The 21,683-nt window shown below is 69.5% G+C and carries 26 protein-coding genes; 14 read left to right on the top strand and 12 right to left on the bottom strand.

Translation table 11 applies throughout. The features are described 5' to 3' along the window. Positions 1-107 precede the first annotated feature (107 nt). Positions 108-1,181, bottom strand: a complete 1,074-nt coding sequence (locus AC069H_RS31020; RefSeq protein ID WP_478227216.1) for a type VII secretion protein EccE — start codon at positions 1,179-1,181, stop codon at positions 108-110. 147 nt (positions 1,182-1,328) lie between these two features. On the opposite strand from AC069H_RS31020, the gene eccB reads away from it, so the two are divergent. The 3 genes from eccB to AC069H_RS31005 are packed head-to-tail and all read left to right on the top strand — an operon-like array spanning position 1,329 to position 4,146. Continuing rightward, positions 1,329-2,756, top strand: coding sequence for a type VII secretion protein EccB (gene eccB, locus AC069H_RS31015; protein WP_478234680.1), 1,428 nt, complete (start codon positions 1,329-1,331; stop codon positions 2,754-2,756). Continuing rightward, the gene (locus AC069H_RS31010; RefSeq protein ID WP_478234679.1) at positions 2,753-3,493 is read left to right on the top strand and encodes a response regulator transcription factor; all 741 of its coding nucleotides are present in this window, start codon (positions 2,753-2,755) and stop codon (positions 3,491-3,493) included. The genes eccB and AC069H_RS31010 overlap by 4 nt, the downstream gene beginning before the upstream one ends. Beyond that, positions 3,490-4,146 carry a response regulator gene (locus AC069H_RS31005; protein WP_034319368.1) on the top strand — a complete coding sequence of 219 codons (657 nt, stop codon included), beginning with the start codon at positions 3,490-3,492 and terminating at the stop codon, positions 4,144-4,146. The genes AC069H_RS31010 and AC069H_RS31005 overlap by 4 nt, the downstream gene beginning before the upstream one ends. Before the next feature lie 61 nt (positions 4,147-4,207). On the opposite strand, the gene AC069H_RS31000 is transcribed toward AC069H_RS31005, so the two are convergent. Further along, positions 4,208-5,104: an SMP-30/gluconolactonase/LRE family protein gene (locus AC069H_RS31000; RefSeq protein WP_478234678.1), complete on the bottom strand. Its 897-nt coding sequence runs from the start codon at positions 5,102-5,104 to the stop codon at positions 4,208-4,210. 68 nt (positions 5,105-5,172) lie between these two features. On the opposite strand from AC069H_RS31000, the gene AC069H_RS30995 reads away from it, so the two are divergent. Continuing rightward, positions 5,173-5,661, top strand: coding sequence for an Lrp/AsnC family transcriptional regulator (locus AC069H_RS30995; protein ID WP_478234677.1), 489 nt, complete (start codon positions 5,173-5,175; stop codon positions 5,659-5,661). Here the strand turns inward: AC069H_RS30995 and AC069H_RS30990 are convergent. Continuing rightward, positions 5,609-6,403: a carbon-nitrogen hydrolase family protein gene (locus AC069H_RS30990; protein WP_478234676.1), complete on the bottom strand. Its 795-nt coding sequence runs from the start codon at positions 6,401-6,403 to the stop codon at positions 5,609-5,611. The two genes, AC069H_RS30995 and AC069H_RS30990, sit on opposite strands and share 53 nt — an antisense overlap. Positions 6,404-6,487: 84 nt before the next feature. Here AC069H_RS30990 and hisD point away from each other — a divergent pair, with 84 nt between their 5' ends. From hisD to hisB, 3 genes are read left to right on the top strand one after another with little or no spacing between them, the layout of a single operon-like run. Beyond that, positions 6,488-7,813, top strand: a complete 1,326-nt coding sequence (hisD, locus tag AC069H_RS30985) for a histidinol dehydrogenase (RefSeq protein WP_478227210.1) — start codon at positions 6,488-6,490, stop codon at positions 7,811-7,813. Then, positions 7,810-8,910 (top strand): histidinol-phosphate transaminase, encoded by a 1,101-nt coding sequence (locus AC069H_RS30980; RefSeq protein ID WP_478234675.1) that lies wholly within the window; start codon positions 7,810-7,812, stop codon positions 8,908-8,910. Before hisD ends, AC069H_RS30980 begins: the two co-directional genes overlap by 4 nt. Beyond that, positions 8,907-9,506, top strand: coding sequence for an imidazoleglycerol-phosphate dehydratase HisB (gene hisB / locus AC069H_RS30975; protein WP_007029930.1), 600 nt, complete (start codon positions 8,907-8,909; stop codon positions 9,504-9,506). The genes AC069H_RS30980 and hisB overlap by 4 nt, the downstream gene beginning before the upstream one ends. Before the next feature lie 58 nt (positions 9,507-9,564). Here hisB and AC069H_RS30970 read toward each other — a convergent pair whose 3' ends face one another. Genes AC069H_RS30970 through AC069H_RS30960 form a run of 3 tightly spaced genes read right to left on the bottom strand, consistent with a single transcriptional unit; the run spans position 9,565 to position 10,948 of the window. Beyond that, on the bottom strand, positions 9,565-10,137 hold the full coding sequence (locus AC069H_RS30970; protein WP_478234674.1) for a dihydrofolate reductase family protein: 573 nt from the start codon (positions 10,135-10,137) through the stop codon (positions 9,565-9,567). After that, positions 10,134-10,607, bottom strand: a complete 474-nt coding sequence (locus AC069H_RS30965; protein ID WP_478234673.1) for an SRPBCC family protein — start codon at positions 10,605-10,607, stop codon at positions 10,134-10,136. Before AC069H_RS30965 ends, AC069H_RS30970 begins: the two co-directional genes overlap by 4 nt. A 2-nt stretch (positions 10,608-10,609) precedes the next feature. Then, a complete protein-coding gene (locus tag AC069H_RS30960; RefSeq protein ID WP_478227206.1) occupies positions 10,610-10,948 on the bottom strand; it encodes an ArsR/SmtB family transcription factor in 339 nt (112 codons plus the stop codon). Between the two features lie 87 nt (positions 10,949-11,035). Here AC069H_RS30960 and AC069H_RS30955 point away from each other — a divergent pair, with 87 nt between their 5' ends. Then, positions 11,036-11,191 carry a hypothetical protein gene (locus tag AC069H_RS30955; protein ID WP_016335988.1) on the top strand — a complete coding sequence of 52 codons (156 nt, stop codon included), beginning with the start codon at positions 11,036-11,038 and terminating at the stop codon, positions 11,189-11,191. A 647-nt stretch (positions 11,192-11,838) separates the two neighbouring features. On the opposite strand, the gene AC069H_RS30950 is transcribed toward AC069H_RS30955, so the two are convergent. Beyond that, positions 11,839-14,019, bottom strand: coding sequence for an MMPL family transporter (locus AC069H_RS30950; protein WP_478234672.1), 2,181 nt, complete (start codon positions 14,017-14,019; stop codon positions 11,839-11,841). 160 nt (positions 14,020-14,179) lie between these two features. On the opposite strand from AC069H_RS30950, the gene AC069H_RS30945 reads away from it, so the two are divergent. Together AC069H_RS30945 and AC069H_RS30940 are read left to right on the top strand one after the other, a co-directional pair. Beyond that, positions 14,180-14,749 (top strand): TetR/AcrR family transcriptional regulator, encoded by a 570-nt coding sequence (locus AC069H_RS30945; RefSeq protein WP_478227204.1) that lies wholly within the window; start codon positions 14,180-14,182, stop codon positions 14,747-14,749. Between the two features lie 46 nt (positions 14,750-14,795). Beyond that, on the top strand, positions 14,796-15,668 hold the full coding sequence (locus AC069H_RS30940) for a hypothetical protein (RefSeq protein WP_478234671.1): 873 nt from the start codon (positions 14,796-14,798) through the stop codon (positions 15,666-15,668). Here the strand turns inward: AC069H_RS30940 and AC069H_RS30935 are convergent. Together AC069H_RS30935 and soxR are read right to left on the bottom strand one after the other, a co-directional pair. Beyond that, positions 15,665-16,213 (bottom strand): RNA 2'-phosphotransferase, encoded by a 549-nt coding sequence (locus tag AC069H_RS30935; protein WP_478227202.1) that lies wholly within the window; start codon positions 16,211-16,213, stop codon positions 15,665-15,667. The two genes, AC069H_RS30940 and AC069H_RS30935, sit on opposite strands and share 4 nt — an antisense overlap. A 46-nt stretch (positions 16,214-16,259) precedes the next feature. After that, on the bottom strand, positions 16,260-16,721 hold the full coding sequence (gene soxR / locus AC069H_RS30930) for a redox-sensitive transcriptional activator SoxR (RefSeq protein ID WP_016335982.1): 462 nt from the start codon (positions 16,719-16,721) through the stop codon (positions 16,260-16,262). Between the two features lie 52 nt (positions 16,722-16,773). Between soxR and AC069H_RS30925 the strand changes: the two genes are divergently transcribed. Genes AC069H_RS30925 through AC069H_RS30915 form a run of 3 tightly spaced genes read left to right on the top strand, consistent with a single transcriptional unit; the run spans position 16,774 to position 18,800 of the window. After that, the gene (locus AC069H_RS30925; protein ID WP_478234670.1) at positions 16,774-17,466 is read left to right on the top strand and encodes a transketolase; all 693 of its coding nucleotides are present in this window, start codon (positions 16,774-16,776) and stop codon (positions 17,464-17,466) included. 4 nt (positions 17,467-17,470) lie between these two features. Then, on the top strand, positions 17,471-18,361 hold the full coding sequence (locus AC069H_RS30920; RefSeq protein ID WP_478234669.1) for a transketolase family protein: 891 nt from the start codon (positions 17,471-17,473) through the stop codon (positions 18,359-18,361). A 10-nt stretch (positions 18,362-18,371) separates the two neighbouring features. Then, entirely contained in the window at positions 18,372-18,800 is a 429-nt protein-coding gene (locus tag AC069H_RS30915; RefSeq protein WP_478227199.1) for an NUDIX hydrolase, read from the top strand. On the opposite strand, the gene AC069H_RS30910 is transcribed toward AC069H_RS30915, so the two are convergent. The 3 genes from AC069H_RS30910 to AC069H_RS30900 form a co-directional block, all read right to left on the bottom strand. Then, on the bottom strand, positions 18,786-19,454 hold the full coding sequence (locus tag AC069H_RS30910) for an NIPSNAP family protein (RefSeq protein WP_478234668.1): 669 nt from the start codon (positions 19,452-19,454) through the stop codon (positions 18,786-18,788). The two genes, AC069H_RS30915 and AC069H_RS30910, sit on opposite strands and share 15 nt — an antisense overlap. A gap of 40 nt (positions 19,455-19,494) precedes the next feature. Continuing rightward, positions 19,495-20,667 carry an acyl-CoA dehydrogenase family protein gene (locus AC069H_RS30905; protein WP_478234667.1) on the bottom strand — a complete coding sequence of 391 codons (1,173 nt, stop codon included), beginning with the start codon at positions 20,665-20,667 and terminating at the stop codon, positions 19,495-19,497. Between the two features lie 72 nt (positions 20,668-20,739). Beyond that, the gene (locus tag AC069H_RS30900; protein WP_038510342.1) at positions 20,740-20,919 is read right to left on the bottom strand and encodes a hypothetical protein; all 180 of its coding nucleotides are present in this window, start codon (positions 20,917-20,919) and stop codon (positions 20,740-20,742) included. 136 nt (positions 20,920-21,055) lie between these two features. Here AC069H_RS30900 and hisH point away from each other — a divergent pair, with 136 nt between their 5' ends. After that, complete coding sequence (gene hisH, locus AC069H_RS30895) at positions 21,056-21,679, top strand: imidazole glycerol phosphate synthase subunit HisH (RefSeq protein ID WP_478234736.1); 624 nt, start codon at positions 21,056-21,058, stop codon at positions 21,677-21,679. Positions 21,680-21,683: the final 4 nt, after the last annotated feature.

Below are 21,683 nucleotides of genomic sequence, written 5' to 3'. Positions count from 1 at the left end.
TACTTGCGTCACGCAACTACCGCATTCAGAGGACTAAATGCGTCACGTCCGTGAAGGACTCCTTCCCTACCCTCAGAGAAGAAAGGAGTCCTTCACGGACCGTCCCCTCAGTTCTCCAGCGCCAGCGGCAGGGTCCGCCGGACCGCCGCCGCGTGCCGTCCGTGCAGCGGGGTCACCGCGATCCCGCTCGGCCGCACCGGTTCCGCTCCCGGTCGTCCGCCGACCCGGATGGCCACCTCGGACTTCTCGCGTCCGCCGGGCGAGCGGTACAGCGTGTACGAAGTCGCGGTGAACGCCGAGCCAGGGACGTGAAGATCCAGTGTCCGCGCGAGATCCCGCTCCGACCGGGGCCGGTAGCAGACCTGCGACGCCCCGCCCCAGTCCCAGGAACGCCAGCCGTCCACCGGCGCGTCCTGGCCGCTGCCGAGCGCGACGCGCAGGTTTTCCGTCACCTCACCGGCTTCGAGCACGGTGCTCTCGAACCCGGCTTCGGCGAGCGCGCCCATCAGGGAGAGCGCCGCGCAGGCGGTGCTACGCAGCGCGCCGAGTTCTCCGCCGCCTCTGGCGAGCGCGGCGATCGGCGCGTCCTCGGGACGGTACCGGACGGTGAGCCAGCGGACGCGCAGCAAGGACTGTCCATTGGGGACGGTCCAGGTCAGCAGTTGCGCGCTGGACAAAGGGATCCCGGTGCTCGTGTACGCCTCGCGCAGGATGCCGACGAGCGTGTCCGGCGCGGGTGCCACGGCGCCGGGGGTGAGCCGGACGATGGCGCTCCACCCGTCGCTGACCTCGGCGACCCCGAAGCGGTTGCCCGCGCGGTCGACGTGCTGGCGCACCCGGACAGGACCGGCGAGCCGGTGCAGCGGATCGGGGACTTCGTGTTTGTCGCGGCCCCTCAGTCGATACGCGGCCCAGGTGAGCGCCCAGCCGGCGGCGTGGTGTCCGGCGAAGCGGACCGAAGTCGTCAGCACGAGGACGCCGGCGACGGCGACGATGCTGATCCACGCGGCCTGCGGGATCCCGTCGACGGTGAGGGCCAGCAGGATCGCGATCCCGGCGATCTCCCAGAGCGCCGCCTGCAGCGGACGGATCGGCAGCAGCCAGGGCAGCGGCGCCGCGCCCGCGATCCCGCGCGCGGGCGCCTGTTCCGGGACCGGGCGGGCCGGGGCTTCAACCGACAAGGAATTCCCCTCCTCCGTGCACGCGCACGACGGTAGCCCCGCCCCGCGCGGGGGAGGGGCGTAAAAAATACCCTCACCGCGAACCTGGCCGGAACCTAACGTGAGCACCCTCGAAACGGGTGGGCTCGAACGGCGGGGGACGGGAGCGTGTGGACGCAGCGGGACCAGATCCAGGCCTACCAATTCCTCCGCAGGAGACTGGTTTCGGCACTGGTCTCGGCTGACGCCAACCATCCGGTCGCCCCGAGCCGCAGGCTCGTCATCGGGACTCTGTGCGGGCTCGGCGTGGCGCTGCTGGTCACCGCGGTCTTCGGCGTGATCGGCCTGCTGAACCCCTCCGGCGGCAAGGACTGGCTGGCGGGCGGCAAGGTGATCGTCGAAGAGGGCACGGGCGCGCGCTACATCCTCGGCCAGGACGGCGCGCTGCACCCCGTGCTCAACTACGCCTCCGCACGGCTGATGGCGGGCGGCAACGGTGAGGCCACCGTCACCGTCCCGTCGGACAAGCTCGCAAAGGCGCCGCGGGGTTCCCAGATCGGCATTCCCGGCGCCCCCGATTCGCTGCCCGCGGCGGCCGCGCTGGTGAACACGCCGTGGACGAGCTGCTCGCGGACGACCCAGGACGCGCCCGCGTCGGCCGAACCGGAGACGACGGTGCTCCTCGGCGCGCCCGCCGCCGGGGTCGACCTGCCGAGGGACCAGGCCGTCGTGGTCCGTGTCCCCGACGGCGAGCGCTACCTCGTCACGGCGGGACGCCGCTACAAGCTCACCCCGGAGGCCGCCACGGCGCTGCAGTTCGACACCTACCCGGTGATCGCGGTGTCCTCCCGGTGGATCGGTACCGTCGCCGCCGGACGCGATCTGGCCTACCGCGCGGTCGAAGACGCCGGGCGGCCCGGCCCGAAGGTCGGCGGCGCCGCGACGAAGGTCGGTTCGGTGCTCGGCGTCATCGACGCGATGGCGTCGCCCAGCGACGCGACGTCCTACTACCTCGTCCGTGCCGAAGGGCTCGAACCGATCGGCCAGACCGAGGCGAGCCTGCTGATCAACACGCCGGAGAACGCGGACGCCTACACCGGCGTCCCGGCGCCCGTCGCGGTGCGCGCGGCCGACGTGGCCGCGGTGCCGAAGGTCGCCAAGGCGAGGACGGGCGGGGCCGATCCCGCGGAGTATCCGGACCGAATCCCGCGAAAAGCGCCCGTTACCGGACAGTCCGTGACGTTATGCGCACAGGGTTCTCGAATCGTTATCTCCGCACAGGTCCCGTTGCCGCAAGGTGCGAAGGCGATCCCGGTGACGGCGCGCACGGACGCGCTGGTCGCCGACGCCGTCTTCGTGCCTCCGTCGGGAGGCGCGGTGGTGGCGGAATCCGGTTCCGGCACGGTCTACGTCGTCACCGACACGGGCCTGAAGTACCCGGTGGCGAGCACTGAGGCACTCGCTTCCCTCGGGTACGGCCAGGCCGAACGGCAACCGGTTCCGAATGGATTGCTGGCGCTGGTGCCGCGCGGGCCCGCGCTGGATCCGGCGCAGGCAGGCCGTGCGGTGTCCGCGGCGGTGGGTGGGACGGGGTGATCGGGAACGTGCAGAGGACCGAAGACAGGCCGGAGACCGACCGGATCGACGTCGCGGTGATCGAGGACCATCCGCTGTACCGGCACGCCGTGGTCCGGGTCCTCACCGAGGCCGAAGGGATCGAGCTGGGCGCCGTGGTCGATTCGGTCGCCCGGTTCCACGTCCATCCGCAGCCGCCCGGCAGCGTGGTGCTGCTCGACCTCGGCCTGCCGGGGATCGCCGGGGCGGCCGCCGTGCTGCAGGTGGCCGAACTGGGACATCACGTGCTCGTGGTGTCCGCGCAGGCCGAGCCCGAGCAGGTGCTCGGCGCGATCGCCGCCGGCGCCAAGGGTTTCCTGTCCAAGGACGTCGACGTCGACGAGCTGCTGACCGCGATCAGGACGGTCGCGCGGGGCAGGGCCTACGTTTCCGCGGTGGTGGCCGGGATGATCATCAAGGACAACGCCGACCGTCCCGCGCCCGCTCCGGACGTCGCGCTCTCCGCGCGGGAGAAACAGGTCCTGCGGCTCGTCGCGGCGGGCGAACGCGACGTCGACATCGCCCGCATCCTGGGCATCGGAGTTCGGACGGTCCGCGGTTATCTGGACCGGATCCGTGACAAACTCGGAGAGAGAAGGCGGGCCGGTCTGGTCCGCAAGGCCATCCAGTTCGGGCTCGCGTCTCCGCCGGAGGTGCCCGGCCCGTCTCGGCCGGTCGCGCCCCGCGCCGACGCGGGCGGATTCGAAGGACGCCGGTGAACGCAGACGAGCAGCAGCCGAAACGCACCACGCCGATCAACGTCGGGGTGATCGAAGATCATCCGCTGTACCGGGACGCCGTCGCGCGTGTCCTCACCGAAGCGCCCGACATCGCGCTGGGCGCCGTCGCCGACTCCGTCGCGCGGTTCGCCGTCCAGGAGCAGCCGCCCGGCAGCGTCGTCGTCCTCGACCTCAAGCTGCGCGGCGTCCAGGACGCCGCCGCCGTGCTCGAAGTGGGGCAGATGGGGCACAAGGTGCTCGTGGTGTCCGCGCACGCCGAGCAGCCCGAGGTACTGGGCGCCATGCAGGCCGGGGCGAAGGGCTTCCTGTCCAAGGACGTCGACGGGGACGAACTCCTGCGCGCCATCCGCACCATCGCCGAGGACAACGCGTACGTGTCGCCGACGCTGGCCGGGATGATCATCCAGGACAGCGAAGACCGCCACGCCGGGCCCAAGATCGTCCTGTCCGAGCGGGAGAAGCAGGTCCTGCGGCTGGTCGCGGCGGGCGAACGGGACGTCGACGTGGCGGAGATCCTGAACATCAGCGTGCGGACCGTGCGGTCCTATCTCGACCGGATCCGGGACAAGACCGGGGAACGGCGGCGGGCCGGATTCGTGCGCGTCGCGATCCGGGAAGGCCTGCTGCGCTAGACCCCCGCATTTCGTCCTCTGAATGCGGTACTTGCCAAGCGCAAAGACCGCATTCAGAGGACTAAACGCGGGGGGCCGAGAAGTTCACCCGCAGCGTGTAGACCGAACTGCTCGCCGTGATGAACAGATCGTTCCGCCGCGGCCCGCCGAAGGTCAGGTTGGAACAGACCTCCGGCACCCGCAGCTTCCCGATCCGCGTGCCGTCGGGCGCGAAGCAGTGCAGGCCGTCGTGTGCGGCGGCCCAGACCCGGCCCGCGGCGTCCACGCGCACGCCGTCGAAACCGCCGGCGTCGCAGGTGGCGAAGATTCCGCCGCCGGAAAGCCGCCCGTTGCCCACCGAGAAAACCCTGATGTGGCTGGGTTTCTGCCGCGTGTCCGCGATGTAGAGCAGCGATTCGTCCACCGAGAACGCGAGCCCGTTCGGGCGCGAGAAATCGTCCGCGACGATCCGCACCGCACCGTCCACCGGATCGACCCGGTAGACGTGGCAGGCGCCGATCTCGCTTTCCGCCTGATGACCTTCGTAGTCGCTGTCGATGCCGTAACTCGGGTCGGTGAACCAGATCGCGCCGTCCGAGGACTCGACGACGTCGTTGGGGCTGTTGAACCTCTTGTCCTGATAGGTGTCCGCGAGGACGGTGGTCGTGCCGTCGTGTTCGGTGCGCGTCACCCGGCGGCCGCCCTGCTCGCAGCTGACGAGCCTGCCCTGACGGTCGACGGTGTGCCCGTTGTGGAATCCGGCGGGCTCGCGGAACACGCCGACCGCGCCGGTGGTCTCGTCCCAGCGCAGCACCCGGTCGTTCGGGATGTCGCTGAACACCAGGTACCGGCCTGCCGGGAAGTAGGCGGGCCCCTCGGTCCACCGGCAGCCGGTGTGCAGGCGCTGCATCCACTCGTCCCCGTTGACGCGGGCGAACCGCTCGTCGAGCATCTCGAAATGGGCCTTGACCATGTCCATGAGAACCCCAGTGTTCCGAATGAAATATTGCGATCATCATGAAACGCCGAACTTGATATGGTCAACCCATGGATGACGTGGATCGCATGTTGCTCACCGCGTTGCAGCAGGACGCGACCCAGGCGTACGCCGCGCTCGGCAAGGCGGTCGGCCTGTCCGCGGGCGCCGCGCACGAACGGGTCCGCAAACTACGCGAACAGGGCGTCATCCGGCGCACGACCGTCGACGTCGACCCGGCGGCGGTCGGCCGGGGAGTGATGGCGTTCGTGCTGGTCGAGGCGGGCTCGTGGATGGGCGACGCGCCGACCAAGGCCGCGCTGGAGGCGCTGCCGGAGGTCGTCGAGGCGCATATCATCGCGGGCCCGGCCTCGCTGCTGGTGAAGCTGCGCACGCCGACCACCGAGGAACTGCAGGCGTCACTGCGCAGGCTGTACGCGATCGAGGGCGTCACCGGGACGCAGACGATCGTGGTGCTCGAATCCTTCTTCGAGCGATCCGTGGACGCTACAGCCGGCGGTTCGCCAGAACGCCTGTCGCCGCCCGCGCCTTCCCGCTGACCGCGGGGTCCACGTCGACGACCACCAGCTCCGGCCCGGCGCCCAGCTGGGTGTGGACGCGGCCGAAACCGTCGGACACCGTGGAGTAGCCGATCCCGGTGGGCGCCTTCGGGTTCACCGGGGTCGAGGTCGTGGCCGGATCGGCCTGCCCGCAGCCGAGGACCCAGCAGCCGGAGTCGAGCGCGCGGGCACGCACCAGTACCTCCCACTGCTCGCGTTTACCCTCGCCCGCACCCCAGGACGTCGGCACGAGGACGATGTCGGCGCCGTCGTCGGCCAGCTTCCGGAACAGTTCGGGGAAGCGGATGTCGTAGCAGGTCGCGACGCCGAACGTGATCCCGTCGACCTCGAAGGTGGCAGGCGCGGTACCGGGCGCGACCGTGTCGGACTCCGCGAACCCGAACGCGTCGTACAGATGGATCTTGTCGTAGCCGAAGTGATGCCCCGCGCCGGTGACGAGCAGGGTGTTGCTCACCCGCCCGTCGGGTGACGGCGTGAACATGCCCGCGACGACCACGACGCCGTGTTCCTCGGCGAGCGCGGCCACAGTGGACGCCCACGGCCCGTCCAAAGGTTGCGCGACGGGCCCGAGCGGGATGCCGAAGCGCGCCATCGCCGCCTCCGGGAACACGACGACCCGGGCGCCTTCGCCCGCCGCGGCCGTCACGCCCTCGCGAATCAGCTTCAGGTTCGTCTCGGGATCCTCGGCGGCCGTGAGCTGGCACAACCCGATTCGCGGCACGGAGGCCTCCCTTATCGTGGGATCGCTGGTCACCACCCCAGTGTGCCTGCTCGGGGCGATCCGGCCACCTCGTACCCTTGACCCATGCTGAACCGTACCGACCTGCGTGGACAGGTCCCGTCCGTTGCCGAGCTCAGGCGCACGCTCCCGCGTGCCGAGTACGACGTGGACGCGGCGCTGCATCACGTTCGGCCGGTGGTCGAGGCGGTCCGCGATCGCGGCGTCGAGGCGGTTCTCGAGTTCACCGAGAAGTTCGACAAGGTCCGTCCCGGCGGCGTCCGTGTGGCCGCCGCGGAGCTCACCAACGCGCTCGAGAACCTGGATCCGGCCGTCCGCGAGGCGCTGGAGGAGTCCATCGTCCGCGCCCGGAAGGTCCACGGCGACCAGCGCCGTCAGGACGTCACGACCGAGGTCGTCGACGGCGGCACCGTCACCGAGCGCTGGATCCCGGTGGACCGTGTCGGGCTGTACGCGCCGGGCGGGCTCGCGGTGTACCCCTCGACCGTGGTGATGAACGTCGTCCCGGCGCAGATCGCCGGCGTCGGCACGCTCGTGCTGTGCTCGCCGCCGCAGGCCACGTTCGGCGGGCTCCCGCACCCGACGATCCTGGCCGCCGCCGAACTGCTCGGCGTCGACGAGGTCTGGGCCGTCGGCGGGGCGCAGGCCGTCGCGCTGCTCGCGTACGGTGGCACCGACACCGACGGCACGACGCTGGAGCCGGTCGACGTCGTCACCGGTCCCGGCAATATCTATCTCACCGCGGCCAAGCGGCTGCTGCGCGGGATCATCGGCATCGACTCCGAGGCGGGCCCGACCGAGATCGCCATCCTCGCCGACGAGACCGCCGACCCGGTGCACGTCGCCGCCGACCTGATCAGCCAGGCCGAGCACGACCCGCTCGCCGCGAGCGTCCTGGTCACCACGTCCGAGGAGCTCGCGGACGCCGTCGACAAGGAGCTGACCGGCCGGGTCGCCGCGACCAAGCACTCCGAGCGAGTGACGGAGGCCTTGGGCGGCAAGCAGTCCGGCATCATCCTGGTATCCACTGTGGACGACGGGATCCGTGTCGTGGACGCGTACGCCGCGGAACACCTGGAGATCCAGACCGCGGACGCGCCGACGGTGGCGGCCCGCGTGCGCAACGCCGGCGCGATCTTCGTCGGGGCGTACGCGCCGGTCTCGCTCGGCGACTACTGCGCCGGGTCGAACCATGTCCTGCCCACCGGCGGATTCGCGCGGCACTCGTCCGGGCTTTCGGTGCAGAGCTTCCTCAAGGGCGTGCACGTCGTCGACTACAGCCAGGACGCGCTGCGCGAGATCGCCGGCCGCGTCGTCGCGCTGGCGAACGCCGAAGACCTGCCCGCCCACGGCGAGGCCATCACGGCGCGGTTCGAGGGGGAGCGGGCATGAGCATCGGCGAGGAGGTCACGCTCGGCTCGCTCCCGCTGCGGGACGACCTGCGGGGCAAGACCCCGTACGGCGCACCGCAGCTCGACGTGCCGATCCGGCTCAACACCAACGAAAACCCGTACCCGCCGCCGGACGCGCTGGTGGCCGACGTCGCCGAGGCCGTCCGCGCCGAGGCCGCTTCGCTGCACCGCTACCCGGATCGCGACGCCGTCGCGCTGCGCCAGGACCTCGCGGACTACCTCGCGGTATCCACCGGCGTACTCGTGTCGGAGTCGAACGTGTGGGCCGCCAACGGGTCCAACGAGATCCTGCAGCAGATTTTGCAGGCCTTCGGCGGCCCCGGCCGCTCGGCGCTGGGCTTCGAGCCGTCGTACTCGATGCACCCGATCATCTCGGCGGGCACCCGCACCGACTGGCTGCCGGTGCCGCGCCGCGACGATTTCACGCTCGACACCGAGAAGGCGGCCGCGCTGGTGCGCGAACGCCGTCCGGACATCGTGTTCGTGACCAGCCCGAACAACCCGACCGGCGGGTCGATCCCGTTCGACGAGCTGCGCGGGCTGCTCGAAGCGGCGCCGGGCATCGTGGTGGTCGACGAGGCGTACGCGGAGTTCTCGTCGCAGCCGAGTGCCGTCGAGCTTCTCGAGGAGTACCCGGCGAAGCTGATCGTGTCGCGCACGATGAGCAAGGCGTTCGCCTTCGCGGGCGGGCGGCTCGGGTATCTCGCGGCCGCGCCGGCGATCGTCGACGCGCTGCAGCTGGTGCGGCTGCCGTATCACCTCTCGAAGCTCACGCAGGCCGCCGCGCGCGCCGCGCTACGGCACGCGGACGCCACCCTCGCCTCGGTCGCCAAACTCGCGGCCGAACGCGACCGCGTGGTGGAAGCGTTGCTGGGCTTGGGATTCACGCCGGTCCCGAGCGACGCGAACTTCGTCCTCTTCGGACGGTTCGCGGACGCGCCCGCGACCTGGCAGTCCTATTTGGACAACGGCGTGCTGATCAGGGACGTCGGCATCGAGGGGCACCTGCGGGTGACCATCGGGACGCCGGAAGAGAACGACGCCTTTCTCGAGGCCGGCAAGGAGGTGCCGCGATGAGTCGCGTCGGCAAGGTGGATCGCACCACCAAGGAATCGTCCATTTCGGTCCAGCTCGACCTGGACGGCACGGGACAGGTGGAGATCGACACCGGTGTCCCGTTCTACGACCACATGCTCACCGCGTTCGGCGTGCACGGCTCGCTCGACCTCAAGGTGCAGGCGACCGGTGACGTGCACATCGACGCGCACCACACCGTCGAGGACACCGCGATCGTGCTCGGCCAGGCGCTGCGGCAGGCACTCGGCGACAAGAGCGGTATCCGCCGCTTCGGCGACGCGTGGATCCCGATGGACGAAACCCTCGCGCACGCCGCGATCGACGTCTCCGGGCGCCCGTACTGCGTGCACCTGGGCGAGCCGGAGCAGTTCAACAGCTTCACCATCGGCGGGAACTACCCGTTCGTGCTGACGCGGCACGTGTTCGACTCGCTGTCGTTCCACGCGCAGATCGCGCTGCACGTGCGGGTGCTGCACGGCCGCGACCCGCACCACATCGCGGAGGCCGAGTACAAGGCCGTCGCGCGGGCGCTGCGCGCCGCCACCGAGCCGGACCCGCGGGCGGGCGGCATCCCGTCGACGAAGGGCGTCCTCTAACCCCGCATTTAGTCCTCTGGATGCGTTCCTTGCGCGTGCAACTACCGCATCCAGAGGACTAAATGCGTCCGGTGGGCTTGTAGGTGGTGAGGAGCACGCCGGACGGGGTCGTCGTGGAGCCGACGAAGTCCAGGGTCTGGGCAGGTGTTCCTTCGGCGAAGAAACGCTTGCCTGTACCCAAAAGGAGCGGGTAGACGGCCAGCAGAACCTCGTCCGCGAGCCCGTTTTCGAGCAGCGCCGAGGTCAGCGTGGAGCTGCCCGAGAGGATGAGGTCCGGGCCGTCCTGCGCCTTGATGTGGCGGACGCCTTCGACGAGGTCCGGGCCGGCACCTTCGAACGGGCCCCATTTCAGGCTTTCCGGCCGATGGGTGACGACGTATTTCGTCGCCGCCTTGAGCCGGTCCGCGAACGGGTCGCTTGGCGCGTCCGGCCAGTATTCCGACCAGAGGTCGTAGGTGCGACGGCCGAGCAGCAGGTCGAACCTTTCGGGGTGCGCGGCCATGATGGCCTCCCGGCCGGCGGGGGTCCGGTACGGCATGTTCCAGCCGCTGTACGGGAAGCCGTTCTCGTCCTCGGAGTGCTGGATCACGCCGTCGAGCGAGATGTGCTCGATGATCTTGAGCTTCCTCATCGCGTCTCCAGCAACGCGTCGAGTTGGGGCATCGCGGCGCGGAAGCCCTCTTCCATCCCCGGGATCGTCTTCTCCATGGCTTCGATACTGGAAAACCGGGTCACGTGGATCAGGCGTGATCCCGTCGGCGTCGACTCGAAGGTGAATGTCATCGAGGACGGCATGTTCTCGTCGTCGGCGTTGTCCTCGCCGTCGTGCATCTCGAACGAGTCGATGGGGTTCACCGCGGTGAACTTCCAGGAGTCGGCCCACTTTTCGCCGTTCGGCCCGGACAGGTAGTACTCGGCGCGGCCGCTGGTCCGGAGATCGTGATGGGTGAACGTGGCGGGTGCGAAGGGCGGCCCCCAGAAGCGTTCGAGTTGTCGTGGATCGGCCCAGGCGTCCCAAAGGCGTTTCCGCGGAACGGGAAAGTCCGCCACGACGGTGATGCTGAGCTCTTCGGGCTTCTTGGTGACGGAGGTGGTCGGCATCGTCATTCCCCTTCTCGCAGGACATCGTCGAGCTGCGCCACACGTTGGCGCCAAAGGGCTTCGTAGGAGTCGAGAAGCTCGCTGGCGCGCTGGAGCCGCTCGCGGTCGGTCGAGACCAGTTGTTCGCGTCCGCTGGCACGTTTCCGGATCAGGCCCGCGCGCTGGAGCACGGCGACGTGTTTCTGCACGGCGGCGAAGCTCATCTCGTAGCGCGCGGCGAGTTCGGACACCGACGGTGCTTCCGCGATCGCCCGCGCCAGGATGTCGCGGCGGGTGCCGTCGGCCAAGGCGCGGAAGAGCTGGTTGAGCGACTCCTCGCCCTCCCCCCGAAGTACAACCATGTGGTTGTACGTTAGCCATGCCCGGTCGCGCGGGCAAGGCCCGGGCCCGGCGCGGTCGTGATGGGGACGTGTGGCAGGGTGGCGGTCGTGAGTAACACGACCATCGCTGTGCTGCTGTTCGCGCTCGGCGGCTTCCTGATCGGCGGCGTCTACGCGACCTGGAAGAGCGTCAAGTTCATGGCCGTCGTGCTGGGGATCGGCGCGCTGCTGGCCATCGGCGGCGCCATCGCCTGGCTGGCCTGAGCGCCGTCCGGTAAATCGGCTGCGCGCCGGGAGCGCGTCAAGTTCCTCTTCTTCTGAAATCGGCCTGACGGCGCGATCGGGCCGGAGTGCTTCAGTCAGCGGTGGCCCGCCCGGTTCACCACCGGGGCGAAACTTCCCGACGGCCGAGCGCTCCATGATGTGGCGGAAAGCGGTCCTGTGCGACGACGCCGGGGCGCGCCATCCGCGCGAGGCCAAACCGCTGCGCGTGAAGGCCCCCTTCGCCGCGCTAGACGTAGTGAAGGGGGCCTTCATTTACTTCGGGGCCGGCAGGGCACCGGTACCGAGTGGGTCACCGAGGTCGTGAGTGGCGATTCGGGTCAGGGCCGAGAGCGTCTTGGGTGCCTGCTGGATTTGGCTGGGGCTGATCATGTGTCCGTGAAGGCCTCCTTGCCTACCCTGAAGGTAGTGAAGGAGGCCTTCACGGACCTTCAGGCGGGCACGGGCACGGGCGCCGGTGCCGAGTGGGTCACCGGGGTCGTGAGTGGCGATTCGGGTTCTAACCCGAATCGCCACTCACGACCAACCCGCACCAAACGACCTGCACGGGGCCTTCGCGTACCTATCGAGGAGTAAGCGAAGCGGGCGTGTCGCACCGGGCCCGGGCCGAAGAAACCCGCGACCAGTACCTACTTCGAGGCGTCGACCAGCTCCCGCTCGTCAGGAGCGTCCAGCTGCTTCGCGAGCTTCTCGCCTTCGACGTCCACATCGGGCAGCACGCGATCAAGCCACTTCGGCAGCCACCAGGCACCGCGGCCGAGTAGCGACATCAGCGCCGGCACGATGGTCATCCGGATCACGAACGCGTCCACCAGCACCCCGAAGGCCAGCGCGAACCCGATCGACTGGATCAGCGACGACTCCGCGAGGACGAATCCGGCGAACACGCTGATCATGATCAGCGCGGCGGCGACCACGACGCGGGAGCCGTGCCGGAAACCGGTCACCATCGCCTGCTGCGGGTCGGCGCCGTGGACGTATTCCTCCCGCATCCGGGTCACCAGGAACACCTGGTAGTCCATCGCGAGCCCGAACAGCACACCGATCAGCAGGATCGGCAGCATGCTCATGATCGGTCCGGTCGTCTTCACCCCGAGCAGGTCGGTGAGCCAGCCCCACTGGAACACCGCCACCACGGCGCCGAACGTCGCGACCACGGAGCCGAGGAAGCCCAGCGTCGCCTTCAGCGGGACCACGATCGAGCGGAACACCAGCATCAGCAGCAGGAACGCGAGCCCGACGATCAGCGCGAGATAGGGCAGCATCGCGTCGGCGAGTTTCTCCGAGACGTCGATGTTGGCCGCGGTCTGGCCGGTCACCGCCAGCGACGCGCCGGTGGCCGTGCCCAGCCCCGCGTTCAGGCCGCGGATGTCGCTGACCAGGTCTTCGGTCGCGGTGCTGCTGGGGCCGCTCTTCGGGATGACGGTCAGCAGCGCCAGGTCACCGTCCCGGTTGGTCTTCGGCGGCGTGACGATCGGGCGTTCGGGGAGCCCGCCGATCCCCGCGGCCGCCTGCTGGAGCGCGGCCTGCCGGTCGGTGCTGGCGCTCAGGTCGACGACGATCACCAGCGGCCCGTTGGCGCCCTCGCCGAAGCTGCGGGCGACGGTGTCGTAGGCCTTGCGCTGGGTGGTGTCCGGCGCGGCGGTGCTGTCGTTCGGCAGGCCGAGCTGCATGCTCGCGGCCGGGATGGCGACGATCGCGAGGCCGGCGATCGCGGCGACCAGCACCGGGATCCGGCGGCGGGCCACGAAACGTGCCCAGCGCTCGCCGTGTGTCGTCGCGTTTTCCTTGCGGCGCAAGCGGATCTTGCCGCCCGCCAGTTTGCCGCCCGCGAACCCGAGGACGGCGGGCAGCAGGGTGAGCGCGATGACGACCGCGATGGCGACGGTGATCGCCGCGGCGATCCCCATCTCGCCGAGGAACGGGATGCCGACGACGGTCAGGCCGGCCAGCGCGATGATGACGGTCAGCCCGGCGAACACCACGGCTGAGCCCGCGGTGCCGGTGGCCCGTCCGGCGGCTTCCTCCGGATCGCGGCCGATCGTGAGTTCGTGCCGATAGCGGGAAACAATGAAGAGCGCGTAGTCGATGCCGACGGCGAGGCCGATCATCAGCGCGAGCACCGGCGTGTTCGTGTTCAGTTCGAGGAAACCGGACGCCGTCGTGATCCCCGCCATGCCGATGCCGACGCCGATGAGCGCGGTCAGCAGCGGGATCCCGGCGGCGAGCAGCGAGCCGAAGGTGATGATCAGGACGACGGCGGCGACCGCGACACCGAGGCCTTCGGTGGCGTTCGTGGCGGGCATCGCCTGGACGGCGTCACCGCCGAATTCCACGGTGTACCCGGCGGCCTTGGCGGAATCCGCGGCGGCCATCAGGCCGTCGCGGTCGGCGTCGGTGAGCTCGAAGCCCGGGACGCGGTAGCTGACCTGCGCCAACGCGACGTGCTTGTCGGGCGAAATCGCCTGCGCCTGCAGCGGGTCGACCACGCCGGCGACCTTCGGCGCGTCCTTGAGCCCGGTGACGAGACGGGCGATCGCCGCCTGCCCACCGGCGTCGGTGATGTCACCGGGCGTCGAGATGACGACGCGCGCCGTCGCGCCACCGGCGGCGGCTTCCGGGAACCGGTCGGCGAGCTGGTCGATCGCCTTCTGCGACTCGGTGCCGGGGATGGTCACCGAGTTCGAAAGCTGGCCGGACAGGGTCAGCGCGCCCGCGCCGAGGGCCACCAGGACGGCGGCCCACACCGCCGTCACCAGTGCCCGGCGCCGGAACGAGAACCGGCCCAGGCGGTACAGGAAGCTGGCCACGAAAGTCTCCCGTTCACTCGTTCAGGTTCATTTCAAGCTAGCCGATCGGCTAGGGCGCTACAAGCCGATCGGCAAGTGTGTGACTAGCCGCACGGCTAGTACTCGTTTGGCCAGGCGGCCACGCTTGACGTAATCTCCGACGGCTGAACGAGGAGGGAACATGGACGTCGTCCACGCGGAGGACACCCGCACGCGACTACTGGGCACGGCGTTGCGGCTGTTCACCGAACACGGCGTGGAAGGCACCTCGCTGCAGATGATCGCGGACGCCCTCGGCGTCACCAAGGCCGCCGTCTACTACCACTTCAAGACGAAGGCGGAGATCACCGAATCCGTCGCCGAACCCGTGCTGCGAGAGCTCGAAGGCATCGTCGACGACGCCCGCGCCCAGCGCACCCGGGGCGCGCAGATCGACCACCTGCTCGACGGTTTCGTCGATCTCGTGGTGCGGCACCGCGCGCTGGTCGCCCTGTTCTCCAGCGACCCCGGCATCGCCCGCGCGATCGAGAAGTCCGTGCACAGCTCGGACAGCTTCAAGAACCGGCTGCTGGAGATCCTCGTCGGCCCCGATCCGGATCTCACCGCGATCGTGACCGCGCAGGTGCTCCTGGCGGGGATCGCCATCGCCGGCGGTTCGCCCGAGGTCGCGTCGCTCGACGACGAGACGCTGCGCGAAACGCTCCTCAGCGTCGGTCGCAAGCTTTACAACCGCCCGCGCCGCCGTTCGTGACCGATGTGTTCAAGACAGGCGCCGCGATCCGCGCGACCCTGTCGGCATGAACATCGATCTGAAGGCGGCGGCCACGTTCATGGCCACCCAGGCCCGGCTGCTCGACAGGCGGCGCTTCGAAGTCCTCTTCCGCTCCGGTGACCCGGCCGCGGCGCTCGCCGCGCTCGAGGCGTACCGCAATCCCGACGGCGGCTACGGCCACGGACTCGAACCGGACTGCCGCTCGGTGACCAGTCAGCCCGCCGGTGCGCTGCACGCTTTCGAGGTCTTCGCCGACGTCGGCAAGTCGACAAGTCCGCGCGCGGCCGAACTCTGTGACTGGCTCGCCTCGATCTCCTTGCCCGACGGCGGGATCCCGTTCGCGCTGCCGATGCCGGATCCGGAGGGCGGCGCGCCGTTCTGGACGAGCGCGGATCCGGCGGTCTCCTCACTGCAGATCACCGCGATCGTCGCGGTGACCGCGCATCGCGTCGCGGCACACGATCCGGCGGTCGCCGCGCATCCCTGGCTCGCGAAGGCAACGCGCTACTGCCTAGATGAGATCGAGAAGCTCGACGAGGCGCCGCACGCGCTCGTGCTCGCTTTCGCGATGAAGCTGGTGGACGCGCTCGGCGACACGCGCCTGGTCGAGAAGCTCGGCCGGTTCGTCCCGGACGACGGTGTGGTCGCCGTCGGCGGCGGGATCGAGGGCGAGGCCATGCGCCCGCTCGACTTCGCGCCGGAACCCGGTGGCCCGGCACGGAAGCTCTTCCGGCCGGAGATCGTCGAAGCGGATCTGCGGCGGGTGGCGGGCGAGCAGCACGACGACGGCGGCTGGCGGGTCGACTACACGAGCTATTCGCCGGCCGCCGCGCTGGAGTGGAACGGGATGTTCACCGTGAACACGTTGTCGCTCCTGCGGAACAACGGCTTGGTCTAAGGAAGTCTGCGGAGGAACTCCGGCGGGACGGCGGCGGTGAGCCAGACGCCGTTCGCGCTCACCTGGAATTCGTGACCGGCGGCGGACATCTCCCGGGCGTCCACGGCGAGCAGCACCGGGACGCCGCGCCGCGCCCCGACGGCCCGCGCGGTGTCCACGGTCGCCGAGAGATGCACGGCATGCCGCTTCATCGGCCGGAGTCCCTCGTGCAGGATCGCGTCGAGGAACCGGGAGACCGTGCCGTGGTAGAGCACCTCCGGCGGGATCGCGGCGGGCAGTGCGAGGTCGACGTCGACACTGTGGCCCTGGCTGGCACGGATCCGCAGCCCGGCCTCGTCGAAGGCGAAGCGCCGTTTGTCGTTGCCCTCGACCACTTCGTCGAGTTGGGTGCGGGTGAGCGGCAAACCGTTGCGCCGCAAGGCCGCCAAGAGCGTGTCGACGTCGACCCAGCCGTCAGGGGTGAGGGTGATCCCGATGTCGCCGGGTGCGTGCCGCAGGTGCCGGGAGAGCCGTTTCGAGACTCGGATGAGGTTCTTCTTGTCCATTTCGAGTCACAGTGACGCACATCCGGCCCCCACGTGGCAACGGAATTCAGATGCCGCCCTCGGAAGCCGGGCGCAGTTTCCCCGCGCCGGGGCCGAAGCGGGACATCTGGTCGTCGGCGTTGTAGAGCCCGCAGCTGCGCAGGGAGAGGCAACCGCAGCCGACGCATCCGGTCAGCCTGTCGCGCAGGCGCTGCAACGCGTCGATCCGCGCGTCGAGCTCGTCCTGCCAGCCCCGCGAAAGGCGGGCCCAGTCGGCCTTGGTGGGCGCGTGGTCCTTGGGTAGGGTCTCCAGTGCCGAGCTGATGTCGTCCAGGCTGAGCCCGACCCGCTGCGCGGCGCGGATGAAGGCGATCCGGCGCAGCACCGAGCGCGAGTACCGGCGCTGGTTGCCCGCCGAGCGCTCGGAGCTGATCAGTCCCTTGTCCTCGTAGAAACGCAAAGCCGTATGGGGCACGCCGCTGCGGTCGGCGACCTGCCCGATGCTCAGGTGTTCAGCCAGTCTCGTCACGTCGCCAGATTAGCCTTGACTTCGACCTAAGTCGAGGTTGCAACCTCGGTTCATGACCACCGACACCAAGACCGGCTACGAGGATCTGCCGAGGCTGATCTCGTTGATGACCGGGGACGAGAAACACCAGGCGGCCGCGGAGTCCACTGTGGACGTCCTGTGGGTGCTCTACGACCGTGTGCTCGACATCACCCCGGAGAACGTCCGCGATCCGGGCCGCGACCGTTTCCTGCTGTCGAAGGGGCACGGTCCGATGGCCTACTACGCGGTGCTGGCGAAGAAGGGCTTCCTCCACGAGGAAGAACTCGCCGACTGGACTTCGGCCGAGTCCCGCCTCGGTCACCATCCCGACCGGGCGAGGCTTCCCGGGGCCGAGATCTCCAGCGGTTCGCTCGGGCACGGGCTCCCGCTGGCCATCGGTACCGTGTTCGGCCTGCGCGCCAAGGGATTCCGCGACGCCAAGGTCGTCACCCTCATCGGTGACGCGGAGCTCGACGAGGGCTCCAACCAAGAGGCCATCGCGGTCGCGGGCCGGATCGGCATGCCGCAGCTGACCGCCGTCGTCATCGACAACTCCTCGGCCACACACGGCTGGCCCGGCGGGATCGCGCGCCGGTTCGAGGTCGAAGGCTGGACGACCAGCACCGTCGACGGCCGCGATCACGACGCGCTCCACGAAGCCTTCACCACACCTCATCCGGACCGGCCGCTCGCCGTGGTCGCGACCGTCGAGCGAAAGGCCTGAGCCCGTGAACATGCGTGAAACGTTCCTCGAAGCCGCCGCCGAAGCGCTCGACGCCGACCCGAACGTCGCCGTCGTGCTCGCCGACATCTCCGCGGCACAACTCGCCTTCGCCGCGCGGAAACATCCCGACCGGGTGCTCAACGTCGGCATCCGCGAACAGCTGATGATGAGCACCGCGGGCGGACTCGCGCTGGCCGGCATGCGGCCGATCGTCCACACCTTCTCGTCGTTCCTCGTGGAGCGGGCGTTCGAGCAGGTCAAACTCGACCTCGGGCACCAGGACGTCGGGGCCGTGCTGGTGTCCTCGGGCGCGTCCTACGACATGCCGACCGCCGGGCGGACCCACCAGGCGCCCGGAGACGTCGCCCTCATCGACACGCTGCCGGGCTGGACCGTGCACGTGCCGGGGCATCCCGAAGAGGCACGACGGCTGCTGCTCGAGTCCATCCCTGGCGACGGGCGCGTCTATCTCCGGCTTTCCGCGCAGGAGAACGCGAAAGCCCATCTGGGGGCGGGTCTGCAAACGCTGCGCCAAGGCAGGCGAAGTGTGGTGGTGGCCGTCGGGCCGATGCTCGACCGGACGCTGGAGGCGACCGCCGATCTCGACGTGACCGTGCTCTACACCTCGACCATCCGGCCGTTCGACGCCGCCGGGCTGCGCGCGGCCGTCGACGCCACCGGGGCCACCGACGTCGTGCTGATCGAGCCGTACCTCGCGGGGACGTCGGCGCACGTGGTGACGGACGCTTTGTCCGAAATGCCGCACCGGCTGCTCTCCCTCGGCGTCCGGCGTGACGCGGAAGTGCGGATCTACGGCGAAATGGCCGATCACGACCTCGCGCACGGCCTCGACGCCGGTTCGATCACCTTGTCCGTCAAGGAATTCCTCCGCTAGCGTCACCAGGATGACGAAGATCCGCCCGCTCTCGCTCGGGGTCATCCGCCGCGGTGAAGACCTTCTCGTGTTCGAGGGCCGCGACCACACCAAGGGCGTGACCTACCATCGCCCGCTCGGCGGCGGGATCGAGTTCGGGGAGACCGCCGCCGAGGCGCTGCACCGCGAATTCCAGGAGGAACTCGCGGCGGAGCTGACCTCGGTCGAGCAGATCGCCGTACTGGAGAACGTGTACACCTACGAAGGCAGGCCGGGGCACGAGATCGTGTTCCTGTTCACCGCGGACCTGACGGACAAGGCGTTCTACGAGCGCGACGAGGTCGGCGTGGTGCTCGACGACGGCGCGCGCGTGCACTGGCTGCCGATGGCCGACGTGTCGAGCGGCAAGGCGATCCTGTACCCGGACGGACTCGCGGACCTCCTTTCAGCGCAGGACTGACCGCGCGGTCGGCGCCAGTTCCCGTTGTTGCCAAGGGCGTTCGAGTTTGCCCGCGAGTTCGGTGCCTGTCCGGTCCAGGAGTTCGCGGTGTTCTTCCGTGAACTTGGAGAACCAGACGAACACCGTCTCGTTCTCCCGCACGGGAAGACGGGGAAAGGTGTTCTCCGCGGGCTCTGTTTCGAAGTGGCCGAACGTGTCCACGCCTGATTCCCGCAAGGCGGGCGCCACGTTGTCCGCGAAGTACTCGGAGAACTCCTTGACCGGGACGGCAGGATGGCACACCGTCACCAGAATCCGGGAATCCCCAGCGCCGCCCGGAGCGGGGAACCCCGGCCCGGACGGGCGCAGCAACAGGACGTCCGATGCGTCGATCATCGTCTCGTTCGCCGCCGGGCCGTGCTCTCGCCACACGGGCCCGTGGTAGAACGATTCGAGCGCAGCACGCCTGGTCTCCATGTCCCGGAAACCGCGCAGCCACACGAACTTGTCCGGCTCCGCAGGCTCGTGGAAGAGGCCGAACAGGCGCATGCCGCAGGCTTCCTGGCTCTCCACGAACTCGCGCTCGAAGAGCTCGATCAGCCCGTCCCGGCGGCCGGGGTGCAGCGTGTACCGGCGCAGTTCGACGACGGACTGGAACTCGGGGGAAACGGTCATACGCGGACCATAGAGGTCCGCACCGACAGTTTCCGGCGGCTCAGCGGAAGGCGGCCAGACCGGTGACCGACTGGCCGAGCGAGAGCGCGTGCATCTCTTCGGTGCCTTCGTAGGTCAGCACGGTTTCCAGGTTCGACATATGCCGCATCACGGGGTATTCCAGCGAAATCCCGTTGGCGCCGAGCATGGCGCGCGCGGTCCTGGCGACCTCCAGCGCGGAGCGGACGTTGGCGAGCTTGCCGAAGCTGACGTGGTTGTGGTGCAGCGTCCCGGCGTCCTTGAGCCGCCCGATTCGCAGCGCGACCAGACCGGCGCGATTGACCTCGACGACGAGATCGGCGAGCTTGCGCTGGGTGAGCTGGAACCCGGCCAGCGGTTTGCCGAACTGTTCCCGGCTCAGCGTGTACTCCAGCGCGGATTCGTAGCAGGAGCGAGCGGCGCCGACGACGCCGAACAGGATCCCGTAGCGCGCTTCGTTCAGGCAGGACAGCGGCCCGCGCAGACCCCTGACCTCGGGGAACGCGGCGGAATCCGGCAGGCGGACGCCGTCGAGCACGAGTTCCGCGGTCAGCGAGGCGCGCAGTGACAGCTTGTGCTTGACCTCGTTCGCGGTGAAGCCCGGCGTGTTCGTGGGGACGACGAAACCGCGCACACCTTCGTCGGTCCGCGCCCAGACGACCGCGACGTCGGCCACGGTTCCGTTGGTGATCCACATCTTCGTGCCGCTCAGCACCCAGTCCGAGCCGTCGCGCACCGCGCGGGTCCGCATGCTGCCGGGGTCGCTGCCGGCGTCCGGTTCGGTCAGGCCGAAACAGCCGAGCGCCTCACCGGCGGCCATCCGGGGCAGCCACTCCTGTTTCTGCTCCTCGGTGCCCCATTTGTGGATCGCGTACATCGCCAGCGAGCCCTGCACCGAGACGAAGCTGCGCAACCCGGAGTCGACGGCCTCCAGCTCGCGGCAGGCGATGCCGTAGGCGACGGCGCTGGTCCCGGCGCAGCCGTAACCCTCCAGGTGCATGCCGAGCAGTCCGAGCTGCCCGAACCCCTTGGCGAGCTCGGCGGCGGGCAGAGCGCCCGACTCGTACCACTCGGCGACGTTCGGCAGGAGCTGGTCCTGGGCGTAGGAGCGCACTGCGTCACGCATGGCCCGGTCCTCGGCGGTGAGCTCGGCGTCGAGATCGAGGAAGTCGCGCGGATCCGGACTGCTGCTCATGCGGTCACTCCTGGTCGGCTCGGTGGGGCGTCTTCCTATGAAGAAAACCACACACGCGACCGGAGTCGAGTGTCAGCGATCCCGCCATCCGGTGGTCTTCGTCACCTGAACCGATGCCGTGGCCGTCCGAGCCGGGGCGGAGCGCCGCTTCTGCGCCGGGATCAGCAGCTCCGCGAAGGTAGGGAAAGGCACGCTGTCGATGTCTTCGCGCCAGGCGCTGAGCAGGCGGGTCAGGTCGTCGGCGTCCTGCATCGTTCCTCCAAAAGTGCAGGGCGGTCCTGCGCCGGCCTTTCACTTGGAGGCGTTATTACCCAGAAGAGTGAACGTCGAAACAGGAAATCCGGAGAAAATCCGGTCCGCTAACCTGGGACGCGTGGCTACTCCTCGCGTGGTGATCCTGGACTACGGGTCCGGCAACCTCCGGTCCGCCGAACGCGCTTTTCAGCGCGCCGGCGCCGACGTCGAGGTCACCGCCGACCCGCATGCCGCCCTCGAGGCCGACGGCCTGGTCGTCCCCGGTGTCGGCGCCTTCTCCGCCTGTATGGAGGGGCTGCGGTCGGTGTCGGGGGAGAAGATCATCGGCAAACGCCTCGCCGGCGGCCGTCCGGTGCTGGGCATCTGCGTCGGCATGCAGATCCTGTTCGAACGCGGTGTCGAGCACGGCGTGGAGGCCGAGGGCGCCGGTGAGTGGCCGGGCACGGTCGACAAGCTGGAGGCCGACGTCCTGCCCCACATGGGTTGGAACACCGTCCGCGCCCCCGAGGACTCGCAGTTGTTCGCCGGTCTGGACGCGGACACGCGGTTCTACTTCGTGCACTCCTACGCCGCGCGGACCTGGGAACTGGACTCCGGCCTCGCCGGACAGCAACCCAAGGTGACCTGGGCGAACCACGGCCAGGACTTCGTCGCCGCCGTCGAGAACGGGCCGCTCTGGGCGACCCAGTTCCACCCCGAGAAGTCCGGGGACGCCGGGGCGCACCTGCTGCGCAACTGGCTGAACACCCTGTCTTAGAGTG

This window comes from Amycolatopsis sp. NPDC043887 (genome assembly GCF_056435665.1).
This window is presented reverse-complemented; position numbering and strand designations above follow the sequence as displayed.

Excerpts from the sequence above, each read along its gene's own strand:
- AC069H_RS31000 (WP_478234678.1), bottom strand. The coding sequence starts at position 5,104 with ATGGACATGGTCAAGGCCCATTTCGAGATGCTCGACGAGCGGTTCGCC.
- AC069H_RS30995 (WP_478234677.1), top strand. The coding sequence starts at position 5,173 with ATGGATGACGTGGATCGCATGTTGCTCACCGCGTTGCAGCAGGACGCG.
- hisD (WP_478227210.1), top strand. The coding sequence starts at position 6,488 with ATGCTGAACCGTACCGACCTGCGTGGACAGGTCCCGTCCGTTGCCGAG.
- AC069H_RS30980 (WP_478234675.1), top strand. The coding sequence starts at position 7,810 with ATGAGCATCGGCGAGGAGGTCACGCTCGGCTCGCTCCCGCTGCGGGAC.
- hisB (WP_007029930.1), top strand. The coding sequence starts at position 8,907 with ATGAGTCGCGTCGGCAAGGTGGATCGCACCACCAAGGAATCGTCCATT.
- AC069H_RS30970 (WP_478234674.1), bottom strand. The coding sequence starts at position 10,137 with ATGAGGAAGCTCAAGATCATCGAGCACATCTCGCTCGACGGCGTGATC.
- AC069H_RS30965 (WP_478234673.1), bottom strand. The coding sequence starts at position 10,607 with ATGCCGACCACCTCCGTCACCAAGAAGCCCGAAGAGCTCAGCATCACC.
- AC069H_RS30960 (WP_478227206.1), bottom strand. The coding sequence starts at position 10,948 with ATGGTTGTACTTCGGGGGGAGGGCGAGGAGTCGCTCAACCAGCTCTTC.
- AC069H_RS30945 (WP_478227204.1), top strand. The coding sequence starts at position 14,180 with ATGGACGTCGTCCACGCGGAGGACACCCGCACGCGACTACTGGGCACG.
- AC069H_RS30940 (WP_478234671.1), top strand. The coding sequence starts at position 14,796 with ATGAACATCGATCTGAAGGCGGCGGCCACGTTCATGGCCACCCAGGCC.
- AC069H_RS30935 (WP_478227202.1), bottom strand. The coding sequence starts at position 16,213 with ATGGACAAGAAGAACCTCATCCGAGTCTCGAAACGGCTCTCCCGGCAC.
- AC069H_RS30925 (WP_478234670.1), top strand. The coding sequence starts at position 16,774 with ATGACCACCGACACCAAGACCGGCTACGAGGATCTGCCGAGGCTGATC.
- AC069H_RS30915 (WP_478227199.1), top strand. The coding sequence starts at position 18,372 with ATGACGAAGATCCGCCCGCTCTCGCTCGGGGTCATCCGCCGCGGTGAA.
- AC069H_RS30910 (WP_478234668.1), bottom strand. The coding sequence starts at position 19,454 with ATGACCGTTTCCCCCGAGTTCCAGTCCGTCGTCGAACTGCGCCGGTAC.
- AC069H_RS30905 (WP_478234667.1), bottom strand. The coding sequence starts at position 20,667 with ATGAGCAGCAGTCCGGATCCGCGCGACTTCCTCGATCTCGACGCCGAG.
- AC069H_RS30900 (WP_038510342.1), bottom strand. The coding sequence starts at position 20,919 with ATGCAGGACGCCGACGACCTGACCCGCCTGCTCAGCGCCTGGCGCGAA.